General features: G+C 49.2%; 16 protein-coding genes. 13 read left to right on the top strand and 3 right to left on the bottom strand.

All coding sequences use genetic code 11. The annotated features are described in order from the left end of the window. The gene (locus BZG13_RS08285; protein ID WP_077486273.1) at positions 1 to 1800 is read right to left on the bottom strand and encodes an ABC transporter ATP-binding protein; all 1800 of its coding nucleotides are present in this window, start codon (positions 1798 to 1800) and stop codon (positions 1 to 3) included. A 76-nt stretch (positions 1801 to 1876) separates the two neighbouring features. Between BZG13_RS08285 and BZG13_RS08280 the strand changes: the two genes are divergently transcribed. The 4 genes from BZG13_RS08280 (at position 1877) to BZG13_RS08265 (ending at position 5846) form a co-directional block, all read left to right on the top strand. Next, the gene (locus tag BZG13_RS08280; RefSeq protein ID WP_077458723.1) at positions 1877 to 2335 is read left to right on the top strand and encodes a GAF domain-containing protein; all 459 of its coding nucleotides are present in this window, start codon (positions 1877 to 1879) and stop codon (positions 2333 to 2335) included. Positions 2336 to 2449: 114 nt separating this feature from the next. After that, positions 2450 to 3106, top strand: coding sequence for an RNA chaperone ProQ (proQ, locus tag BZG13_RS08275; protein ID WP_069362426.1), 657 nt, complete (start codon positions 2450 to 2452; stop codon positions 3104 to 3106). A 17-nt stretch (positions 3107 to 3123) separates the two neighbouring features. After that, complete coding sequence (gene prc / locus BZG13_RS08270; protein ID WP_077486272.1) at positions 3124 to 5133, top strand: carboxy terminal-processing peptidase; 2010 nt, start codon at positions 3124 to 3126, stop codon at positions 5131 to 5133. A 305-nt stretch (positions 5134 to 5438) separates the two neighbouring features. Next, the gene (locus tag BZG13_RS08265; RefSeq protein ID WP_241824788.1) at positions 5439 to 5846 is read left to right on the top strand and encodes a hypothetical protein; all 408 of its coding nucleotides are present in this window, start codon (positions 5439 to 5441) and stop codon (positions 5844 to 5846) included. Between the two features lie 97 nt (positions 5847 to 5943). Here the strand turns inward: BZG13_RS08265 and pncB are convergent, their stop codons facing one another. Then, a complete protein-coding gene (gene pncB / locus BZG13_RS08260) occupies positions 5944 to 7116 on the bottom strand; it encodes a nicotinate phosphoribosyltransferase (RefSeq protein WP_077486271.1) in 1173 nt (390 codons plus the stop codon). A 278-nt stretch (positions 7117 to 7394) separates the two neighbouring features. On the opposite strand from pncB, the gene pepN reads away from it, so the two are divergent. The 9 genes from pepN to rmf all read left to right on the top strand — a co-directional run bounded on the left by pepN (position 7395) and on the right by rmf (position 22432). After that, positions 7395 to 10004, top strand: coding sequence for an aminopeptidase N (gene pepN / locus BZG13_RS08255; protein ID WP_077486270.1), 2610 nt, complete (start codon positions 7395 to 7397; stop codon positions 10002 to 10004). Positions 10005 to 10128: 124 nt separating this feature from the next. Beyond that, complete coding sequence (locus tag BZG13_RS08250; RefSeq protein ID WP_069362421.1) at positions 10129 to 10347, top strand: DUF2835 domain-containing protein; 219 nt, start codon at positions 10129 to 10131, stop codon at positions 10345 to 10347. 203 nt (positions 10348 to 10550) lie between these two features. Continuing rightward, a complete protein-coding gene (locus tag BZG13_RS08245; RefSeq protein ID WP_077486269.1) occupies positions 10551 to 15371 on the top strand; it encodes an NAD-glutamate dehydrogenase in 4821 nt (1606 codons plus the stop codon). A 66-nt stretch (positions 15372 to 15437) separates the two neighbouring features. Further along, positions 15438 to 16451, top strand: a complete 1014-nt coding sequence (gene pyrD / locus BZG13_RS08240; RefSeq protein ID WP_077486268.1) for a quinone-dependent dihydroorotate dehydrogenase — start codon at positions 15438 to 15440, stop codon at positions 16449 to 16451. A 139-nt stretch (positions 16452 to 16590) separates the two neighbouring features. Further along, complete coding sequence (locus tag BZG13_RS08235; protein ID WP_077458716.1) at positions 16591 to 17145, top strand: cell division protein ZapC; 555 nt, start codon at positions 16591 to 16593, stop codon at positions 17143 to 17145. A 647-nt stretch (positions 17146 to 17792) separates the two neighbouring features. Then, positions 17793 to 19922 (top strand): bifunctional 23S rRNA (guanine(2069)-N(7))-methyltransferase RlmK/23S rRNA (guanine(2445)-N(2))-methyltransferase RlmL, encoded by a 2130-nt coding sequence (gene rlmKL, locus BZG13_RS08230; protein WP_077486267.1) that lies wholly within the window; start codon positions 17793 to 17795, stop codon positions 19920 to 19922. After that, entirely contained in the window at positions 19919 to 20173 is a 255-nt protein-coding gene (locus tag BZG13_RS08225) for a glutaredoxin family protein (RefSeq protein ID WP_077486266.1), read from the top strand. The genes rlmKL and BZG13_RS08225 overlap by 4 nt, the downstream gene beginning before the upstream one ends. Next, on the top strand, positions 20160 to 22070 hold the full coding sequence (locus BZG13_RS08220; protein ID WP_077486265.1) for an ABC transporter ATP-binding protein: 1911 nt from the start codon (positions 20160 to 20162) through the stop codon (positions 22068 to 22070). The genes BZG13_RS08225 and BZG13_RS08220 overlap by 14 nt, the downstream gene beginning before the upstream one ends. A 191-nt stretch (positions 22071 to 22261) precedes the next feature. Then, positions 22262 to 22432 carry a ribosome modulation factor gene (rmf, locus tag BZG13_RS08215; protein WP_077458712.1) on the top strand — a complete coding sequence of 57 codons (171 nt, stop codon included), beginning with the start codon at positions 22262 to 22264 and terminating at the stop codon, positions 22430 to 22432. Between the two features lie 229 nt (positions 22433 to 22661). On the opposite strand, the gene fabA is transcribed toward rmf, so the two are convergent. Next, positions 22662 to 23177 (bottom strand): bifunctional 3-hydroxydecanoyl-ACP dehydratase/trans-2-decenoyl-ACP isomerase, encoded by a 516-nt coding sequence (fabA, locus tag BZG13_RS08210; protein WP_069362414.1) that lies wholly within the window; start codon positions 23175 to 23177, stop codon positions 22662 to 22664. Positions 23178 to 23219 lie beyond the last annotated feature (42 nt).

Raw genomic sequence — 23219 nt, 5'->3', positions numbered from 1 at the left:
CTACTTTCCCGCCGCCTGTTGTATTGGCCCATACAAGGTTTGATAGACCCCGGGCGCATTAACAAGCTCTGTGTGCGTGCCTTGTTGGGTCACTTGTCCTTCATCCAACACATAAATCAGATCGGCTTCTTTAACTGCCGAGAGACGGTGAGCAACGATAAGGGTTGTCCGTCCCGCCAAAAATGTTTGCATTGCTTGGTGCAGCGCGCGCTCAGTGGCCGTATCTAGCGCTGACGTGGCTTCATCTAAGATAACCAGTTTAGGGTCACTCAGTAGCATGCGTGCAATCGCCACGCGTTGTCGCTGACCGCCAGATAAACGGATCCCTTGGCGTCCAAGCGGTGTATCGAGTCCGTCGGTGAGCTGTGTTACCACATCCCCCAATTGGGCGTGCTCGATAGCTTGCCAAAGCGCGGTGTCAGCGAGATGACGCCCCAAGCATAAGTTATTTCTCAACGTATCATTAAACAGTACAGGCTGTTGCAATACCACGGCAATTTGATGACGGAGGGCATCCATGTCGACATGATTAATCGAGTGGCCGTTAAAGCGTATATCCCCTTGTTCTACCGGATACAGTCCTAACAGCAACTGAATGAGGGTTGATTTTCCGCCGCCACTGGCACCGACTAATGCGACACGCTGGCCGGCAGGGATATCCATGCTTAAACCATTGAGTACCGATTTATCCTCATCGTAAGAGAAGCATAGGTTATCAATTTCGACCGTTAAGCCCGAGTCCTGTGCGTGGGTGGCGATACGACTGGGATCAATGCCCGCGGGCCGACGCGGCTCTTCGGCCAGTTGTAAAACCTCATTAATACGTGTCATTGCGGCTTTAGCACTGTACCAAGCAAATTGGATCCCGAGCAGCTCTTGGACCGGGCCGAGCATAAACCACAAATAGCCAAATACCGCAAACATCAGACCAATCGACAAATCGCTGAAAAAGACCATGCCCATGGCCACGGCGCGAAACAGCTCAAAACCGATCAAGAACATCAAAAATGATAAACGTCCTGCGGCTTCTGACTGCCAGGCATACTTGTCAGCACTGTCTTTAATCTCACTGGCACTGTGGTCAAGTTGACGTAAATATTCACGCTCTCGATTGGCGGCACGAAGTTGATACAAGCCGTCTAACGTATCCACGAGACGTTGCTGGAAACGCTCAAAAGATTGGTTTTCTTCTGTTTTAAGATGCTTAACCCGTTGGCCAAGGGTGCGGCTTAATGCCACGACAATGGGATTAATTAGCAAGATGAACAGGCCGAGTCGCCAATCAATCCAAAGTAGGACAACCGCGGTGCCAGTCACCGTCAACAGACCAATAATAAACTTGCTTAGTGTGGTACCAATAAACTTATCGATGGTTTCGACATCGGTGACAAGGTGAGAGGTAAGGCCGCCACTCCCGCGTAATTCGTATTCACGCATACTGATCCGCCCGAGCTTGGCAATCAAGTGTTGGCGAATCTTGTAGGTAATCGCTTTGCCGACGAGCGTGAACTGGCGGCTTTGTAAAATATTGAGTCCCTGGCTAATCACACGCATCAACACGACAATCACCAACACAGCGGCGATATAGACGGCCGCATGCTGCCAGCTCGTTGGGAGCAGGGTGTTGAGTACCGCAAGCCCCCAGTCTGGCTTGTCTAGCAATACCTCATCGACCAATAATGGCATGAGTAACGGAATAGGCACACTGACCAAGGTGGCCGCAATGGCTACCACATTGGCCCAAATAAGCCGAGTGCGATGGGGTCGAGCTTGGTCAAGAAGCCAGCGCCAGGTGATCATAAATAGTGATACTCAATTGAAAAGTCTTTGGATTATTTCTATTGTAATGGTCTTGTTGTTTGAGATGCAGTGATTTATGGAAAACAAAGCTGATTTTTACCGTTTGTTAACCCAACAAGCGGTTGCGTTATGCGAAGGAGAACCCAACCTTATTGCAAAACTGGCGAATATAAGTGCGTTACTCAATAGCCAGCTTGAAGATATTAACTGGGTGGGTTTCTATCTCGACGAAGGCGCAGAGTTAGTGCTCGGCCCGTTTCAAGGCCAACCAGCCTGTGTACGTATCCCTTATGACAAAGGGGTATGTGGGGCGGCCTATCGCCAAGATACCGTGATGCGAGTAGAAGATGTTCACGCCTTTGAAGGGCATATCGCGTGTGACGCGGCGAGTAACTCGGAAATTGTGGTGCCTGTTCGGGTCAATGGCCAATTACAGGCAGTACTGGATATTGATAGTCCAAGTATCGGTCGCTTTGACCAAGAAGATGAACATGGACTGGCTACTTTGGTCAAAGAAATGCAAAAACACTTGTGATTTCGCCAATCTTGGTAGTTTTTTCATATCAGGTATCTATAATACGCACCACTTTCATACTTAAATACACGTAGATACGCTGCTGTGGTTTCTCGCAGCAGGCCAGGAAAAAACATGGAAAATACTGAAAAGCTCGCGAACAGCAAAGAAGTCATTGCCTACATTGCTGAACGTTTCCCTAAATGTTTTACTGTTGAAGGCGAAGCCAAGCCGTTAAAAATTGGTATTTTTCAAGATCTTGCGACACGTCTTGAAGGCGATCCCAAGGTAAGCAAAACCCAATTGCGCGCTGCGCTTCGTCAGTACACGTCTTCCTGGCGTTATCTGCACAGCGTGAAACCAGGGGCGTCACGCGTTGACCTTGATGGCAATGCGTGTGGCGAGCTTGAGCAAGAGCATATCGACCATGCCGCGCAGACCTTGTCAGAAAGCAAAGCGCGTGCGGCAGAGCGTCGTAAGCAGCAACAAGCGAAAAAGTCAGAAGGCCAGGCGAAAAATGCGGGTAAAACCGCACCAAAAGGCAAAAAGGCGGCTGCGCAATCAGCGAAAGGCCGTACGAGTAAACCAAAGCCCGCTAAAATGACTAAGAAAGAGAGTGAGCCACGTCGCGAACTCAACGCCAACGACGTTGTCGTAGGTAAAGACGTGAATGTGAACATGGGCAACGGTAATCTGCCAGCGACCATTGTTGAAATTAACAAGGATGAGGTGCGTGTTCGCCTGACTAACGGGTTAACCATGTTAGTAAAAGCGGAGCACCTCAGCGCCTAAAGGAGACTCCTCGACGCATGTTTTGTCGACGCCGCGTTTCGGCTATCGCTGCCAGCTTGATGCTGGCAGCCTCTGCCCAGGCCGTAGAAGCCAATTTTCAACTCAGTGAACTCCCTTCACTGTCCGCTGAACCTCAACACGAAACCGCTTCCAAGCGTGTAACTTCTCGTTTCACTCGATCCCACTATAAGCAGTTCGCGCTCGACGATGCCTTCTCAGCGGCGATTTTTGATCGTTATTTGGAAACACTGGATTATAACCGTGTGTTTTTAACCCAAGGTGACGTCGAACGTCTATCACGCTGGAAAACGCGCTTAGATGACCAGCTTAAAGAAGGTGATACACAAGCAGCCTATGCGATTTACAATCATGTGCTGAAAAAACGCTTTGAGCGTTATCAGTACGCGCTGCGCGTGTTGGACAAGCCCTTTGATTTTTCTGCTGACGAAAGCATGGTGCTAGATCGGACGGAGCGGCCTTGGGCGGCTGACGAAGCCGAACTGGATGCCATCTGGGACAAGCGGGTAAAAAATGATGCCTTGAACCTGCGCTTAACGGGGAAAGAGGATGAAGAAATCCGAGAGACTTTGGGCAAGCGTTATAACAGCGCGTTAAAGCGTTTAACTCAAAGCCATAGCGAAGATGTATTCCAGGTCTACATGAACGCCTTCGCGCGTGAAGTTGACCCACACACCAGCTACCTATCACCACGTAATGCCGAGCAATTCCAGTCGGAAATGAACTTGTCCCTCGAAGGAATAGGGGCGGTGTTACAAGTGAAAAACGAATACACAGTGATTCGTTCCCTCGTCGCCGGTGGCCCGGCATCTAAGTCCAAACAGCTTTCACCTGGCGACCGTATTATTGGCGTGGGCCAAGAAGACGAGGCGGTTGTTGATGTGATTGGCTGGCGACTGGACGATGTGGTCGAGCTGATTAAAGGCCCTAAAGGCAGTGAAGTTAAACTCAAGATTTTGCCCGAAGGGGCGAACGCTAAAAGTTACAACGTCACTCTCACCCGTGACAAAATACGCCTAGAAGATCGCGCGGTAAAATCTGACGTGATTGAGCGCGGTGACGAAAAAATCGGCGTACTGACGGTCCCCGGGTTTTACGTCGGGCTGGCCGATGACACCAAAAAAGAGATCGCCAACCTTAAAGATAAGGGGATCAGCGGCATCGTTGTCGACTTACGCAATAACGGTGGTGGTGCACTGAGTGAAGCAACTGCGCTCAGTGGCTTGTTTATTGAGAAAGGCCCCATTGTACAAGTCAGAGACAGCTATGGGCGAGTGAAAGTGAACAGTGATACGGACGGCAAACGTTTCTACGACGGGCCGATGACGGTATTAATCAATCGCTATAGTGCGTCAGCGTCTGAGATCTTTGCCGCGGCAATGCAAGACTACGATCGCGCGGTCGTGCTTGGTGAGCAATCTTTTGGTAAAGGAACCGTACAGCAGCACCGTTCGCTCAACCATATTTATGACTTGTTCGACAAACCGCTGGGTTACGTGCAATACACTATCCAGAAGTTCTACCGGATTAGCGGTGGCAGTACCCAGAACAARGGTGTGGTACCAGACATTGTCTTTCCTTCCCCCGTCACACCGGATGAAACCGGTGAGAGTGTCGAGGAGAATGCGCTTCCTTGGGATCGGATTGAAAAAGCAGATTATCAACCAAGATCGCTGCCTTCGTCGCTGGTAAGCACGCTGGGCGAAAGGCACAAAGCGCGGATCAAAGATGATCGTGAATTCGACTTCATTCGCCAAGATATTGCGCGTTACCAAGAAGAGAAAGATAAAAATACGATTTCTTTGAACGAAGAAGAACGTCGTAAAGACATGGATCGGGAAGACGAAGCGCGTTTGGCGCGGTTGAATACGCGCCAGGAAGCATTGGGAGAGCCCCCCTTTAAAACGCTCGATGATGTGCCTAAAGACTACGAAGAGCCAGATGCATACTTAGATGAAGCCGCGAGCATCACAAAGGATTTGGCTAATCTTCTTTCTGCCAACCGTTAGGTAGCAGGTCGGCATTGTCCGAGTCACCCCAAGCCTAGGCCATTCGTCTAGGCTTTTTTATGACATTATGGTGACGACGAGACGGTGTCACTCAACATGAAACGAGATCTTGCTCAAAAAACTGCATAAAACTGGGAAGTCCGTCTAACCTTATTGGTAGGGCATCACTGCCAATAAGGGGGAAGGTATGCGTTGCTTATTGGGTGCTTTTGTGGCCTTAGTGATGGCGTTGCCAGTACGCGGTGACGACTTAGCGCGATTTGACGTCCCGTTACTGCTTGGTCAATGGTATTGGTTGATATACGGTGAACCATCAAGCATTACGGTTGTACGATGGGCAGGGGGCGGATCAAGTGCATGCCTACCAGTTGAATCACAACCAGTTGCAGCTTCAGGGGGCGGTTTTTACCAAACTGCTGCCGGAGGATCTCTCCGGTGTATGGCGTTCAAACCGTATTGAAGGGGAAGATGTGAGTGAWGCGGTGGATGGTGTGTCGCTGAAACTTCGCCCAGACTTTCTCTTCGCGATGCAGGTGCGTGGCAACGATGGCCGCTCCATTACTCACCGCGGGGTGTATTTGGTTGAAGGTGACAACCTGATGCTTATTTATGAACAAGGACGCCATTCATCCCAGTACCAACTCGCCTCAGATACCTTACGCTTAACCAATGAGGTGTTTGGTATGGAGGCGGTGTTACAACGCCAACGTTAGCGGTGGTGGCTATATCAGTAGAAGAAGTCGAGATTAAAAAGGGCCGGTAATTAACCGGCCCTCTCTGTAGGTGTGAAGCGTCTCGTCCGACAACGGTTTAGTCCGGTAACTTGAACGCGGCTTTTAGTGCAGAGAGGTGCGCCTCATCTTTACAAATGGCTTTGTTAGGTTCATCAGAAATTTTGGCGACAGGTTTCCCTTGGCAGGTGGTAAGTTTGATCACCACATTCAGGGTTTTCACATTGGGCAGATCACAGGTCAACTGCGTGCCAATACCAAATGAGGTCGTGGCTTTGTCGGCAAAGTATTGATAGATGTGCACAGCCTTCGCCAGCGTGAGGCTATCGGAGAAGACCAGCGTCTTATCTTTGGGATCAATGCCATGCTCCCGATAATGCGCGATCGCCTTTTCACCCCACGCAATCGGGTCACCACTGTCATGACGTAAGCCGCTAAAGGCATGGCAAAGTGAACGGTCAAAGTCCTGTAAAAAGGCATCCATGTTGATGCAATCGGTTAACGCTATCCCGAGGCTATCGGGATATTCTTGTAGCCAGACTTGTAACGCAAGCTGCTGAGAGTCAGCTAACTGGCCGGCAAGCTGCTGATGGGCCTGAAACCACTCATGTGCTTGGGTGCCGACAGGCGGGAGCCCTAGCTGTTTCGCTAGCCACACGTTAGAGGTGCCTTTTAAAGGCGGATAGACGTCGTGCAGTCGTGTCACTACCGCTTGGTGCATCTCGCGTGAAAACCGTCGTCGTGTGCCAAAGTCCACCAGCTGAAACCCATCCGCAAAGCCATCTTTGGGTAGATGTGCAAGTTTATCATCAAGACGCGTGAGCGCGTCATTGACCGTGTGATGAGGGTAGCAGGCGCGATTTCTCAACTCACAAATAATCGCCAGTAGGGGTACTTCCCAGAGAATCACCTCGTGCCAGGGGCCGGCGATATGAATCGCCAATTGACCGTCTTCGATACCAACAGTGACCTGGTCAGGATCGAATTGAAAACCTGACAAAAAGGCGAGAAAGTCTGCTTGATACAGACCTAGCGAGTCCAGATAGCTGAGCTCGTCTTCACGAAACCGTAATGTCGCGAGATGGTGGACATGATCCACCACCTGTTCACATAAGTAGGAGAGGTCTTCATCACTGCGGCAGTAAAAGTCAGCGGTAACGTGGACATCAGGATAATGATGGAATACTGCTTGCTGCATATTGATTTTATAAGCATCAGTATCCAAAAGTGATGTAATGATCGGATTGTGCATGCGTGGTGAACGCCTTACGGGTTACAAAACGAAATGAGCGTCATAGTACCGCAATTTTTATAAAATTTAACCGTCGTCACATTATATTTCCGTTGGGATTGGCAGGCTTCGTTGACATTATGCGGCATTTATTGAATGTAAACGCAAACATTTGATAACAAACTGTTAAGTCTATAGTCATCGATGCCAAGCCGCGGTAAGGTATGGCATGCAAAATCGCCCTTGGGCGAATGAATACAGTTCGTTGGCTGAGGTACACTCGATAAAAAGGAAACGACATGTCTCAACAACCCACCGCCAAATACCGTGATGATTACCGTGCACCGGATTTCACTATTACGGACATCAATCTTGAGTTTGATCTCCATCCGAACAACACCCTGGTCACTGCCGTCAGCCAGGTAAAACGCCTGAATAATGACGCGACGTATCTCGAACTAGACGGTGACGCATTGACGTTAGTGCGCCTAGACATCAACGGCGACCCTTGGACGGCTTATAGTGAAGAAGCGGGTAAATTGATTATCCGAGACGTTCCTGAAGCGTTTACGTTAACCGTACAAACTCAGCTTGACCCGGAAAACAATACTGCGTTAGAGGGGCTCTATATCTCAGGCGGGGCGTACTGCACCCAGTGTGAAGCGGAAGGGTTTCGCCGAATCACTTATTATCTCGACCGTCCCGATGTGTTAGCGCGCTTTACCACCAAAGTGATTGCGGATAAAGCAAATTATCCGTACTTACTCAGTAATGGTAATAAGATCGCGTCGGGTGAATTGGGAGGTGGCCGCCACTGGGTGGAATGGCATGACCCTTACGCCAAGCCCAGCTACCTATTTGCGCTGGTTGGTGGCGATTTTGATGTGTTACGCGATACGTTTGTCACACGATCTGGCCGAGATGTGGCGTTGGAGATTTTTGTTGATAAAGGCAACTTGGATCGTGCCGATCACGCGATGACTTCACTCAAAAACGCAATGAAATGGGACGAGGATCGCTTTGATCTTGAATACGATCTAGACATCTACATGATCGTCGCCGTTGACTTCTTCAACATGGGCGCCATGGAGAATAAAGGCTTAAATATCTTTAACTCCAAGTACGTATTGGCAAACGCAGAAACCGCCACCGATACCGATTATCTTGGCATCGAAGCGGTCATTGGTCATGAGTACTTCCATAACTGGACGGGGAACCGAGTGACATGCCGTGATTGGTTCCAACTGAGCCTCAAAGAAGGGCTAACGGTATTCCGAGACCAAGAGTTTTCGTCAGATTTAGGCTCGCGTTCGGTTAATCGTATCAATAACGCACGTATTATGCGTGGCCCGCAGTTTGCTGAAGATGCCAGCCCCATGTCTCATCCGATTCGGCCAGAGAAGGTGATCGAGATGAATAACTTTTACACCCTGACGGTGTATGAGAAGGGCAGCGAAGTTATCCGCATGATGCATACTATTTTGGGTGAAGCAGGCTTCCAAAAAGGGGTTAAGCTTTACTTTGAGCGCCATGATGGTACCGCGGCAACCTGTGATGATTTTGTTCAAGCGATGGAGGATGCCTCTGGGATTGATTTGACCCAGTTCCGTCGTTGGTATAGCCAGTCGGGAACGCCAGTGCTCAGCGTGTCGTCGACGTATGATCCTGATAGTAAACAATTAGCACTGCATGTTTCTCAGCACACCCCGCCAACGGCGGATCAACAGGAGAAGTTGCCGCTTTATATCCCATTGGATATCGAGCTGTATCGTCGTGATGGCAGTGTGATTAAGTTACAGCGCCACGGTGAGAGCGTCTCCAATGTGCTCGCGGTAACGGAGACAGAGCAAACCTTTATTTTTGATGAGGTGGACGAGCAACCTGTGCTATCACTACTGCGCGAGTTCTCGGCGCCGGTGAAGCTTGATCACGATTATCAAGATGATGAATTAGCCTTCTTATTGCAACATGCGCGTAATGACTTTGCGCGGTGGGATGCGGGTCAGAGCCTACTGGCTAAGCATATTAAAGCGAACGTCGCACGGGTACAGAACGAGCAGCCTATTGATGTGCCTCTGTCTGTGATTGATGCGTTCCGTGGCGTACTCCTTAGTGACAACACGGATCCGGCTTTGATTGCAGAAGTGCTTAATCTTCCAAGTGAAACCGAAGTGGCAGGGTGGTTTGATACCGTTGACGTTGATGCTATTCACCAGGTGATGGCGGCGTTCAAGCAGCAGTTTGCCGATCATATGGTTGATGAGTTTGATGCGGTATACCGCCAGTATGCGCAGCCTGAATATCAGATCACCCATAAAGCTATCGGTGAGCGCGCGTTGCGCAATACCTGTTTGAGCTATCTCGCCCATACGGAAAACGGCAATACGCATGTTGAGCGTCATTACCATGCTGCGAATAATATGACCGACACCATGGCAGCATTGAATGCTACCAACAATGCGCAATTGCCGTGCCGTGAACCACTGATGAAAGATTTCAGTGATAAATGGCAGCATGATGGGCTAGTAATGGACAAATGGTTTATGCTGCAAGGGGCAAACCCAGCAGACAATGCGCTTGACCAAGTTAGAGTGCAAATGGATCATCCGGCCTTTACCCTTAAAAACCCCAACCGTGTTCGCAGCTTAGTGGGCGCTTTTTGCAACCGAAACCCTGCGCGTTTCCACGCTAAAGACGGTAGCGGCTATCGGTTTTTGAAAGAGATCTTAGTGACACTCAACCAATCTAACCCGCAGGTGGCGTCTAGATTGATTGATCCTATGCTCAAGCTTGCCCATTACGATCGCGATCGCCAGCAGCAAATGCGCCAGATATTGCAAGAGTTGGCCGATATGGATAACTTAGCAGCGGATCTTTATGAAAAAGTAGAAAAAACACTTGAGCAGTAAGAAACGATTTGGGATAAAATCAGCCAAGCGTTAACAAGTGTGAAAAGCCGTCCACCTTGGGCGGCTTTTTGTTTTCGGTGGTTGATTGGTTTGCGGTGTCACGGTGATAGGTTGAGCGGAAGAGATGGAGTACTATTTTAACGTTTACATTGCTTACTCAGAGTATCAACACTACTACAGTGGTGCCGCGGCCAATGTGGTGGTGACATCCGATCAGGGGCTGCGTCTTCAGATCCCGGCTTCTCGTTTTCGTCCTTTCTTATCACACCTCGGTATACGCGGGCGTTTTAAACTGGTGACAGACGCCAACCACAAGTTCCAGTCGTTAATGCGGGTAGCCTAGTGGTGCGCGAGTAAAGCCTCATCAATTCTTCTGTTTAAATAGCCACACCAGTCACATTCTGGCGAAATTCGCGTAAATCCAGCCGTTTATCTATAACGTTTTTATCTGCCAAGCCTTACACTAGACAGTGCGTTTGTTAACGCAATGTTTACCTCTGAATACTCACAACGATAATGTTCTAAAAAGGACAACGGAGCTCCAGAATGACCTCGCGTGACCCTATAGTACCTGTGTTACTTGAGAAGGTTTATCAGTTGATTGCCGATAAACTCGATGAAACTCAACAACCACTTGTCGATGCATTAGCCAAAAGGATATTGGGTCAAATCTCTGATGATGATTTGCAGGAACGCAATGAGTCAGATCTCTACGGTGCTGTGATGAGTTTGTGGCACCACCTCAACACCTTTGAACAAGATAAAGTCTTTGTAAAAGTCTTTAACCCCAGCCTTAGTGGCAATGGGTGGCAGTCAACCCACACCATTGTCGAGATCTTGGCACCTGACGCCCCTTTCTTGGTTGATTCGGTGCGTATGGCGCTCAACCGTTTGGGGATCACCACCCACTTAATGCTTAACACCCCAATAAAATCACAAAAGAATGAGCAGGGTGATGTGATTGCCATTGGTGATGATAATGGCCAGTTCCAAAGCACGTTCCATATCGAAATTGACAAAATGTCCGATGAGTCAGAGATGGCGGCACTTGAGGCTGAKCTGTCTGAAACCTTAACGGATGTGGTGATGGTGGTGAACGATTGGAAGCCGATGCGTGAGCAGATGCTTGAGTTGGTGTCGGAATTGAAAGACACACCGTTGCCGATTGATGACGAGCGTCGGCAAGAAGCGATCGAGTTTTTGAGTTGGATTACTGACAACAACTTTACCTTTATGGGGTACAAGTGTTTTGATTTAGTGCCTGTTGAAGGGGATTATGAACTGCGGGCAAGCACAGACTGTAATGCGCTTGGCTTGGCGAAAAAACATAAATCGCCCGCGGTACTCAGCTTGTCAGAAATGCCAGAGTCCGCCCGTGCTGAAGCGTTGAAAAAAGAGCTACTGGTGCTCACAAAAAGTAACGCCAAATCGCGAGTTCACCGTCCGGCTTATGTGGATTACATCGGCATTAAAAAGTTCGATAAACAAGGGAATGTGATTGGCGAACACCGTTTCACAGGCCTTTACGCATCATCTGCCTATAACCAATCCACGGCAAGTATTCCTGTCCTACGAAATAAAGTACGCCGTATTCTCGATAACAGTGGTTTTTATCGTGAATCCCATTCGTGGAAAGCATTAGCGAATATTTTGGAAAACTATCCGCGTGATGAGTTGTTCCAAGCGACGGAAGACGAAATGCGCGACGTTGGGATGGGCGTGGTGCAGATGCAAGATCGCGACATGTTGCGAGTGTTTGTCCGTCGCGATCCATTTGGGCGTTTTTTCTCGTGCATGGTGTATATCACTCGTGAGCGCTACAACACCGAGTTCCGTCGTCAAACCCAGCGTATTCTCCAGCAATACTTTGGTTCCGATCAGACGGTAGAATTTACCACTTTCTTCTCGGAAAGCCCCTTGGCACGGACGCACTATATCGTCCGAGTAGAAAACAACAATTTCGATATTGATGTGAAGAAGATCGAACAAAACCTAACAGAGGCAGCGTCGTCGTGGGACGATCGCCTGCAAGAGGCGGTGATTGCTAACTTTGGTGAAAACCGAGGTACGCCAATCGCCAAACGCTATTTACGCGCGTTTCCACGTTCGTACAAGGAAGCCATGCTCCCTGGCTCAGCCGTTGCTGACATTGAGCGCCTTGAAGGTCTCAGTGATGATAATAAGCTCGACATGTTGCTTTACCGCCCACAGGAGGTGAGCCATCAATCCAACGCGATTAGCCTCAAGTTGTTCCAAAAGGGCGAGCCTATTCATCTGTCTGATGTGATGCCGATGTTGGAAAACCTCGGGCTGAGAGTGATTGGTGAGTCGCCTTATGAGGTGGCAACTAGCCAAGGGGACACATACTGGATCCTTGATTTCTCCATGTTGCACAGTGCCGGTTCGGCGTTTGATCTTGGTAATGCCCGAGATCGTTTCCAACATGCCTTTGCCGATATTTGGCATGGCCGTTTGGACAACGATGGCTTTAACCGCTTGGTGCTCAATGCGGGGTTGTCGGGACGAGAAGTAACGATTTTACGTGCTTATGCGCGTTATATGCGTCAGATTGGCTTTCCATTTAGTCAAGCCTATATAGAAGAGACGTTGGCGTCACACTCTCAGCTTGCCAGCTTCTTGGTAAAACTGTTCAATACGCGCTTTGATCCGGCGGGTAAGCAAACCAAGCGCGCGCAGGACGCCATTATCAATGATATCGAAGAAGCGCTCGATAATGTTGAGAGCCTTGATGATGACCGTATTATTCGTCGCTACATGGACATCATGTTGGCGACCACACGGACCAACTTCTTCCAAAAAGATCCGGATAATGGCCAAGACAAGCCTTATCTCTCGTTAAAACTCGAGGCCTCTGAAATCCCGGATATGCCCAAGCCTGTTCCGGCCTTCGAGATCTTTGTGTATTCCCCCGATGTTGAAGGGGTGCATTTACGCGGTGGTAAGGTGGCTCGTGGCGGACTACGTTGGTCGGATCGGCAAGAAGATTTCCGTACCGAGGTGCTTGGTCTTGTCAAAGCGCAGCAGGTGAAAAACACCGTGATTGTGCCTGTTGGGGCGAAAGGTGGATTTGTCTGTAAGCGACAGCACCAGCTCTCGGGTCGCGATGCGATTTTCGCGGAAGGGAAGCGCTGCTATCGGATCTTCATCCAAGGGTTGCTCGACATTACCGATAACATCGTGGAAGGTACCCTGACACCGCCGCGACACGTTGTCCGTCATGACGAAGACGATGCCTATCTGGTGGTTGCTGCAGATAAGGGGACAGCGACATTTTCCGATCTTGCTAACAGTGTTTCCGCACAATATGACTTTTGGCTGGGCGATGCGTTCGCGTCGGGTGGTTCCAACGGTTATGACCACAAGAAGATGGGGATTACCGCAGCCGGTGCATGGGAGTCAGTGAAACGTCATTTCCGCGAAATTGATATCAACTGTCAAACCACAGATTTTACCTGTGTGGGGATTGGCGATATGGGTGGTGATGTGTTTGGTAACGGCATGTTGCTGTCTAAACATATTCGCTTGGTGGCTGCGTTTAACCACATGCATATCTTTATTGACCCTGAGCCAGATGCTGCAAAAAGTTGGAAAGAGCGACAGCGCCTTTTCAACCTGCCGCGCTCAAGCTGGGAAGACTATGACAGCAAGTTGATTTCCAAAGGTGGGGGGATATTCTCTCGCCGCGCCAAGTCGATTACTTTAACGCCAGAGATACAAAAACTGCTTGGGACACGCAAGCAGTCAATGGCACCGAATGATCTGATTAAGCAGATCTTAAAAGCCAAAGTTGATCTGCTTTGGAATGGTGGGATCGGCACCTATGTGAAGTCGTCTGATGAAACCCACACCTCTGTTGGTGATCGCGCCAATGACGGATTGCGTGTTAATGGTAACGAAATTGGCGCCCGCATTATCGGTGAGGGGGGCAACTTAGGAATGACGCAACTGGGGCGGATCGAATATGCGCTCAAAGGCGGTCGCGTCAATACCGACTTTATCGACAACGTTGGCGGGGTCGACTGTTCCGATAACGAAGTCAATATCAAGATCTTGCTCAATGGGCTGGTGGCCGCTGGCGACTTGACCATGAAAAAACGCAACGAGCTACTAGAGCGGATGGAAGATGAAGTGTCGGATATCGTGCTTGAAGATGCGTACAGTCAGAGTGAGTCGATTTCGGTTACTCACAATCAGCAAGCTGCGTTATTAAAAGAGCAGATCCGCTTTATTCATTATCTTGAAAAAGAGGGCAAGCTGGATCGCGCACTTGAATATTTGCCGGATGATGAGACCTTGTCTGAGCGTAATCTACGTGGCACGGGCCTAACGCGCCCAGAAATTGCCGTGCTGGTGGCGTACGGGAAGATGGTGCTCAAAGAGCAACTGGTGGTCGATGAAGTGACGCAAGATGCACACTTTGGCCAGCTACTTCCCAGTTACTTCCCGAAAGAGTTACAGCGTCACTATCGCCAAGAAATGGAATCCCATCCACTTCGCGGCGAGATCATTGCGACGGCGTTGGCCAACCAGATGTCGAACGACATGGGCTTTAATTTCATTACGCGTATGCAAGATGAAACCGGCGCAAGTGTCAGTGAGATTGCCAAATCGTATGCTATCGCGCGTGATGTGTTTGGCTTTGAACAATTATTTGACGATGTCCGAGCACTAGATAATCAGGTCAGTGCTAAGGTGCAATACGATATCTTGTTCCGTTGCCGTCGGATGTTACGGCGCGCAACGCGATGGATGTTACGCAACAAACGTAAAGGGGAGAGCATCGAGGCACAAGTGGCCTTTTACCGCCCCGCGCTGCAAAACTTGGTTGAGCACTTGGACAAGTATCTAGTTGAGAGTGAAATCAAAGAGCATGACCAACAGGCGGAGACATTGCGACAAGCTGGGGTGCCGGATGCACTGGCCAATAGAGTCTGTCGTCTCACTAGCGTGTTCTCTGGCTTAGACTTAGCTCAGGTGTCAGAGCAGCTGAATAAGCCGTTTGAGCTGGTGGCGCGCTTGTATTACGTGCTAGGGGATGGCCTGTCACTGCACTGGTTCTTGAAACAAATCAACAATCAACCCGTGGATAACCACTGGCAAGCCTTGGCCCGTGCGTCTTTCCGTGAAGATCTGGATTGGCAACAACGCTTACTCACCGCTCATATTGTGTCTGAAATGGCGGATGATCAAGATGCTGAGACAGGGTTAGCGCAATGGATGGATGAGCACGTGGTGATCCTCGGCCGCTGGCAGAGCATTGTTGATGAGTTCAAAGTGGGCTCAGTGCATGAGTTTGCCAAGTTCTCGGTGGCACTCCGTGAATTGTCGCTGTTAAATTTAAATTGAATTAGCGCGCCAATAACGCAATAATCTAGCCCCGTTTATACGGGGCTTTTTTTATTAGGAGGGATAATGCTTTACCGCCTCGCCAGACCGGCTATCTTTCAGTTAGATCCAGAAAAAGCACATGATCTAACCATCAACACCCTTTCGCGATATCACCACACCCCGCTTCGTTTTCTCTATTCCCAACAGCTTCCTCCTCGTCCAGTTACCGTGATGGGACTCAACTTCAATAATCCCATTGGCTTAGCAGCAGGATTGGACAAAAACGGCGAGTGCATAGAAGCCTTTGGCGCGATGGGGTTTGGCTTTGTCGAAGTGGGGACAGTGACGCCCCGTCCGCAACCGGGTAACGATAAGCCTCGACTTTTTCGTATTATAGCTGCCGAGGGGATCATCAATCGAATGGGTTTCAATAACCAAGGCGTTGATGCATTGGTAGAAAACGTGAAACGTGCGAAAAACTTCGATGGTGTGTTGGGGATTAATATTGGTAAGAACAAAGATACACCCATCGAGCAGGGGACCGACGATTATCTCGCCTGCATGCGAAAAGTATACCCACACGCTGACTATATTGCCGTCAATATCTCGTCGCCTAACACGCCAGGATTACGTACCTTACAATATGGCGAGATGTTCGATGAACTCCTTAGCACACTGAAAGCGGAACAGGCATATTTGGCAGACACCCACGATAAATACGTGCCTTTGACAGTTAAGATTGCCCCAGACTTGAGTGAAGACGAAATTCAACAAGTGGCCCAAGCACTGATTCGTCATCAGATTGATGGCGTGATTGCGACCAACACGACGCTTGAGCGTTCATTGGTAGATGGTATGCCACATTATCGTGAAGCGGGTGGGCTGAGTGGCCGTCCTGTGCAACTAAAAAGCACCGAGGTCATTCGCCAACTACATCGTGCACTCGATGGTGCGATGCCCATCATTGGGGTAGGCGGCATTGACTCAGTCACCGCCGCGCGAGAAAAACTCGAAGCGGGGGCGGATCTGGTGCAAGTCTACTCTGGGTTAATATACCAAGGTCCTGGGCTCATCAAACAAATCGTGCGTCATATTTAGCTTAGTAAATAAACGCTTAACGCATTAAAGGGGACGTTTTCTTCCCCTTTTTTTTTCGCTTCAGCCCATTACACTTCAGGCAATGGCAGTGTTGTTATCGCCAGACACCCAGTAAGTGAGTCATCGCGGGAGCTGAAGTATGTTAAAACCTAATGATGCATGGAGATGGTATTTCGATAATACGTCGAATTCACTGATGCTGGATTTAGGCGATGACATGGTTTTTCGCGTGGCGGTTAATGCCAAACATCTCATCCCCGATGCGTTCTCATCATCCCCATTTTCTGTTGAGGATGCATCACTCTTTCAACGTTTGACAGAGCCTCTGTCAAATCTTTCACTTTCCGGCCCTCGTCAGGCCGAACTCGCTTTGAACGCAGTGGCAGCCTATCGCTTCCACAAACCTGTCTTACCTAAAAGCTGGTTTTTCGAGCCACAACAAGACACTATTGCCACCCCTGAGTGGGGGCAAATAGTCGAGCTCACGAGCCAAACAGGGGATAGGGCGCCGTTTATTATCATAGAGAACGCCGGTTCCGCTTCACTGTGCATGCTCGCGCGCGAAGCGGATTTTGAACTGAGCGCGAATAAAAAAATGGCGTTTTGTGGTGCGATTAAAGTAATGAACGACCGGCTATCGCAACCAATATGTCAAACAAATAGCCAAAAAGGTCGCTTTGCGTTAGTGGGCTGAGTGGTTTTCACTCAGCCCACGCCTCCTTTCTTCCCTCACTTTCCTTGTTCCGTAGACAGATGACAGCGCGATAGCTGTATCTTGACGTTTCTTATACCAAACAGACGTGCATAAAAAATGTGATATCAGTTCATTTTATGAACGAAAAGTGTGCGCATCTCTGAGCATTTTTTCATTCATTTGGGGATATTTTCACCCTTATCACGGCAGTTATTGACTGCTTTCTTCCTATTTTATCCGGCAAAATGCTTGAGCAAATCTCTTCTGGTATAGTCCAGTTTTGATGGTGATGCATTCTTTCCCAAAGGGAAAATAAGTCCGTTTTTATTGTTATAAAGTGAGGTTTGATAGATATCATAGCAGCAGTGAATACTTACACGCGTCGGTTCAAACCGCATTGCGCGAGGCGATGTCAGTGTAGAAGCAAGATGGTTTCCTGGAAGAAACACGGATGGGGGTCGGGGTCGGATAATTGATTCCATGCAGAAACAAATCTTTCTTAGCATCTGTTTTTATATGGAAACAATAATCCGGCGATTTATTCATCATTCAATGGTGTTTGTTACCGCTTGGGTCAACGATAGGCGCAAGATTGATGTATAATCGCCGCCATGATGATAACGACGCCCAAAGGGTGTAGAGACTGAATGAAACACTATCTCGCAATAACCGCTCGAGGCCTCGAGCACATGCTAGCTCAAGAGCTTGAACAACTTGGCGTCTCTAGCGTCAAGCAAGTTCATGCAGGGGTTAAATTTAAAGCCGACGATTCAACACTGTATCAATGCTGTTTATGGAGTCGGATTGCGTCGCGGTTTGTCTTAGTGCTGGGCGAATTTGCGGTGCGCGATGATATGGATCTCTACCTCGGGGCAACGGCAATTAACTGGCCCGATTATTTTCACGCCAGTCAGCGGATTGCGGTGGACTTTAATGGTACCAATCGCGAGATACGCAATAGCCAGTACGGGGCGTTGAAAGTCAAAGACGCAATTGTAGACAAGTTTGAAAAGTCGAATTTGCCCCGCCCAAGCGTCGACCGCGAGCAGCCTGATTTACGTATCCATATGCGGTTATCGAAAGATCAAGGCCTGCTTGGGATTGATATGGTAGGGAGCGGCCTACATCAGCGCGGCTATCGTACCCAAGCAGGCGCTGCGCCCTTACGAGAGACCCATGCGGCAGCCTTAGTCGCAAGGAGTGGCTGGAAGATGGATCAGCCTTTGATGGATATCATGTGTGGCTCGGGCACCCTGCTGATAGAAGCGGCGATGATGGCAGCGAAAATCGCGCCTGGATTAAAGCGCAAGCGCTGGGGCTTTGAATCGTTGTTGGGCTTTGATGATGAAGCCTTTAAAGCGATCAAAGCGGAAGCGAGTGTCAAGGCAAAACGAGGTGTAAGTCAGTGCCAGACACGTTTTTATGGCACGGATAACGATGCCCGTATGATTGAGACAGCACGCGCGAATGCACGACGTGCTGGCGTGGGTGAATTGATTGATTTTGCAACGGGTGATGCCACGCAAGTGACGCCGCCTGAGGGATTCTCAGGGGGACATATTCTTTCTAATCCGCCGTACGGGGAGCGCTTGGGAACCACGCCTGGCTTGATCGCCCTCTACACGCAGCTCGGTGATCACCTTAAAGAGGCATTTGCGGGGAACACGGTTTCTTTGTATTCAGGATCGGAAGAGTTACTGAGTTGCTTGCGGATGCGCGCGGATGACAAATTTAAGTTACGCAACGGTGCGTTAGACTGTGTGATGAAAACCTATGCGATCACTGCGCGTGGTGAAAAACCGGAGAGTGAAGCGCCAAAGGCGGACGTCGCCCCAGATTTTGCTAACCGTTTGCGCAAGAATATGGCGAAGCTCGACAAATGGGCGAAGAAACAAGCGTTAGAGTGTTATCGACTCTATGATGCCGACTTGCCTGACTATAAAGCCGCGCTAGATCGCTATCGCGATTATTTGGTGATTCAAGAATACGCAGCGCCGAAAACCATTGAGCCTGAGAAAGCACGTCGTCGCTTGTTGGATATGGTGCGTGCTGCCATTGCAGTGACGGGTGTGGATGCCAATAAAGTGGTGTTAAAAACGCGCGAAAAGCAAAAGGGCAACAATCAGTATCAAAAGCTTGCTGGCGCGTCGCGGACCATGACGGTCCATGAATACGGCGTGGCGCTTGAGGTTAATCTCTATGATTATCTTGATACAGGGGTATTTCTTGACCATCGCAATACCCGTCGTCTAATCGGCGAGAAAGCGCAAGGGAAAGATTTCCTTAACCTTTTCGCCTATACGGGCAGTGCGTCGGTGCATGCCGCGGTCGGTGGCGCACGCTCTACCACGACTGTAGACATGTCAAAAACCTATATAGCGTGGGCGGAACGCAATATGGCGCTCAATGGCATTGTCGGGCGTCAACACCGTTTTGAACAGGCAGACTGTCTGCAATGGATTCGCCAATCAGATCAGCAATTTGATTTAATCTTTATCGATCCGCCGACATTCTCTAACTCGAAAAGAATGCACAGCACTTTTGATGTGCAACGTGATCACCTGGATGTCCTTTTGGCACTAAAAGACCGTTTACGTCCCGATGGTGAAATTATTTTTTCCAATAACAAGCGACACTTTAAGATGGATTTGGAAGGTTTAGCGGCTGCAGGGCTCAGTGCAGAAAATATTAGCAAACGCTCGATTCCTGAAGATTTTGCCCGCAACCCACATATTCACAATTGCTGGATTATTCGTCATCAGGATATGTCCGCATGACACTCGTATTGTTTAGTACGGAAGGGTGCCACCTTTGTGAACAAGCGTGGGCACTCTATCAATCTCTCGGTTATCAAACGCCACTCAACAGTCAAGACATTGCCTTTGACGATGCGCTCTTTGAGCGTTACGGCGTCACTATCCCTGTGATCGCAATACGTGATCAGTCTGGAGCGGTGAGGGCTGAATTAGGATGGCCGTTTGATCACACACAATTACAAGCTTGGTTAACGCAACATGGCATTGATTAAAATAACCTCCGCCCAGTTGGCGTATGGCGACAACCCATTACTGGACAAAACTGACTTTATTCTCCAGCCAGGTGAGCGCGTGTGTCTGGTAGGGCGCAATGGCGCCGGTAAATCTACCTTGATGAAGGTGCTTGATGGTCAGGTACAGCTCGATGATGGCAGTATTCAAAGTCAGTCTGAACTCAAAGTCTCCCGGCTTGAACAAGATCCCCCCCGCGATAGCCAAGGAACTGTGTTCGATTATGTGGCCGAAGGTCTCGCGGAAGCAGGGGACAAACTCAAGCAGTATCATCAGCTGATCGCGACGATCGAAACCGATCCTAGTGATCGCAATATTGCCGAGTTGGCCAAAGTGCAAGAAGCGCTCGACCACGCTGACGCTTGGCRCTTTGATAATCAGATTATGGTGGTGTTAGGGGCGTTAGGCCTAGAGGGCAATACCGCGCTTAAAGCTTTATCTGGCGGTTGGCAGCGCAAAGCCGCTTTAGCGCGCGCTCTGGTTTGTGAGCCGGATGTGTTGCTTCTTGATGAGCCCACTAACCACTTGGATGTCTCGACCATTTTGTGGTTAGAGCAATTTTTAAAAGATTTTAAAGGCGCAATCGTTTTTATCTCGCATGACCGCTCGTTTATTGGCGCGATGGCCACACGTATCGTTGATCTTGATCGCGGTAAGCTGACCTCATGGCCAGGCGACTATCAAACCTACCTCGACGGTAAAGAAGAAGCGCTGCGAGTGGAAGCTGAGCAGAACGCTGAATTTGATAAAAAACTGGCTCAAGAAGAAGCCTGGATTCGTCAAGGTATCAAAGCACGTCGTACCCGTAACGAGGGGCGAGTGCGCGCACTGAAAGCGCTACGCCAAGAGCGTGCGAGCCGCGTTGAGTTACAGGGTAACGCTAACTTGCAGCTCGACGATGCCAGCCGCTCCGGCAAAATTGTGTTTGAAGCGGAAAACGTCGCCTTTAGCTATCARGACAAGCCGCTGATTAAGCCATTTAGTTTCACTGTGATGCGCGGCGATCGCATTGCGCTGATTGGCCCGAACGGATGTGGAAAAAGTACGCTATTAAAGCTGATGCTTGAAACACTCACCCCGGACAGTGGCACTTTGCATGTAGGCACAAAACTGGATGTGGCCTATTTTGATCAATACCGGGAGAAGCTAGATCCAGAAAAAACGGTTATCGATAACTTGGCGGGAGGCAAAACCGAGGTTGAAGTCGGTGGTCGTAAGCGTCACGTGATGGGATATTTGCAGGATTTCTTATTCCATCCTCGCCGCGCTCAAACCCCGGTTAAGGCACTGTCTGGGGGCGAGAAAAACCGTCTGCTGTTGGCTAAGTTGTTCCTCAAGCCAGCGAATCTATTGGTTCTTGATGAGCCAACCAACGATCTCGATATCGAAACGCTGGAACTATTGGAAGACTTGCTTTCGCAATTCCAAGGCACTTTATTGCTGGTCAGCCACGATCGTCAATTCGTCGACAACACGGTCACTCATAGCTGGATATTCGAGGGCGACGGTACCATTAATAAGTTTGTTGGGGGATATCACGATGCCCAACAACAGCGTGAGCAGTATCTTAAAGCCATCACACCCAATAGCCGCACGCATTCAACGGGTGGTGAGGCTGATACGGAACAAAAGACGGCAAAACCTAAGAGTAAGCCACGCAAGCTCTCTTATAAACTGCAACGTGAGCTAGAAGCCCTGCCAGCGCGGCTTGAGGCGCTAGAAGAAGAGATTGAAGCATTACAATCAGAAATGAACGATCCTGATTTTTTCTCGAAAAGTCAGGATGTTACCCAACCTAAACTGACTCGATTAGCAGAGGCTGAACAGGAACTAGAGCAAGCCTTTGAACGCTGGGAAGAATTGGAAGCGATGCAATAATTGCGCTAGTGACGTTGTCACATATGGGAGGGATATGACTCACATTTTGTTTAGTTGTTGCGCGATAGTGCTTGCTTAAAAAATAATCATGATCGAAGCTGTAGAAGGTGCTTCATAAAAACGTCACAGACGGAAGCATCCTTGCAAATAGCAAGCAGCATTGAACAAAATGGAATAAAGAGGGCGACCCTATGAAAAGACAGAAGCGAGATCGTTTGGAACGCGCACAGTCAAAGGGCTTTCAAGCAGGTATAAACGGTCGATCGTCTGAACTATGTCCTTACCAACAAACGGATGCTAGAAGTAGCTGGCTTGGCGGATGGCGCGAAGGCAGAACCAGTAAATCGGAAATGATGAAGTAGTCTCTTTCTAATCTTCTACGGCCTTACCGTTTTGGTAAGGCCTTTTTAATTAGCACTTAATGCACTATAACTTTATTTCTTTGTCACCACATAAAGATAAGTACAAAGATAACGTTAACAATCGCTAAAAAATTGAACCATTGGTCCCGCAAAGCACAAAGGAAAATATGGTGGGTCAAGAAGGCGAGCAGTAAAAAGCCGGCGATAGTCACCGGCTAGACAGCGAGGATTAGAATGCTGAGGTATCTTGGAAAAGCCCCACTTTCAGATCTTTCGCGACGTAAATCTCTTTATCATCCACGTAGACGTGGCCATCACCGACACCCATCACGAGTTTGCGGTTAATCACGCGTTTCATGTGAATTTCATAGCGAACACGCTTAGCCGTTGGCAATACTTGTCCGGTAAACTTCACTTCACCCACTCCTAGGGCGCGGCCTTTTCCTTCGCCGCCAACCCAGCCGAGAAAAAAGCCGACTAGCTGCCACATGGCATCTAGGCCAAGACAACCTGGCATCACGGGATCACCAGGGAAGTGACAGTCGAAAAACCATAAGTCTGGGTTGATATCCAACTCTGCGACAATCACGCCTTTATCAAAGTCACCACCTTGATCGGTAATGTTGGTGATGCGGTCCATCATCAGCATGTTTGGTGCCGGAAGCTGTGGACGCCCCGGGCCAAAGAGCTCACCTTGGCTAGATGCGAGTAAATCGTCGCGATTATAGGAATTTTGGCGTTTCATTATATCTAAACTGCTCCTTATTCAATTGCGAGCAGATTAGCG

Origin of the sequence: Salinivibrio sp. ML323 (assembly GCF_001995745.1) — a bacterium.
GTDB lineage: Bacteria > Pseudomonadota > Gammaproteobacteria > Enterobacterales > Vibrionaceae > Salinivibrio > Salinivibrio kushneri.
The sequence above is the reverse complement of the archived record's forward strand: the minus strand, read 5'-3'. Positions and strand labels throughout refer to the sequence as shown.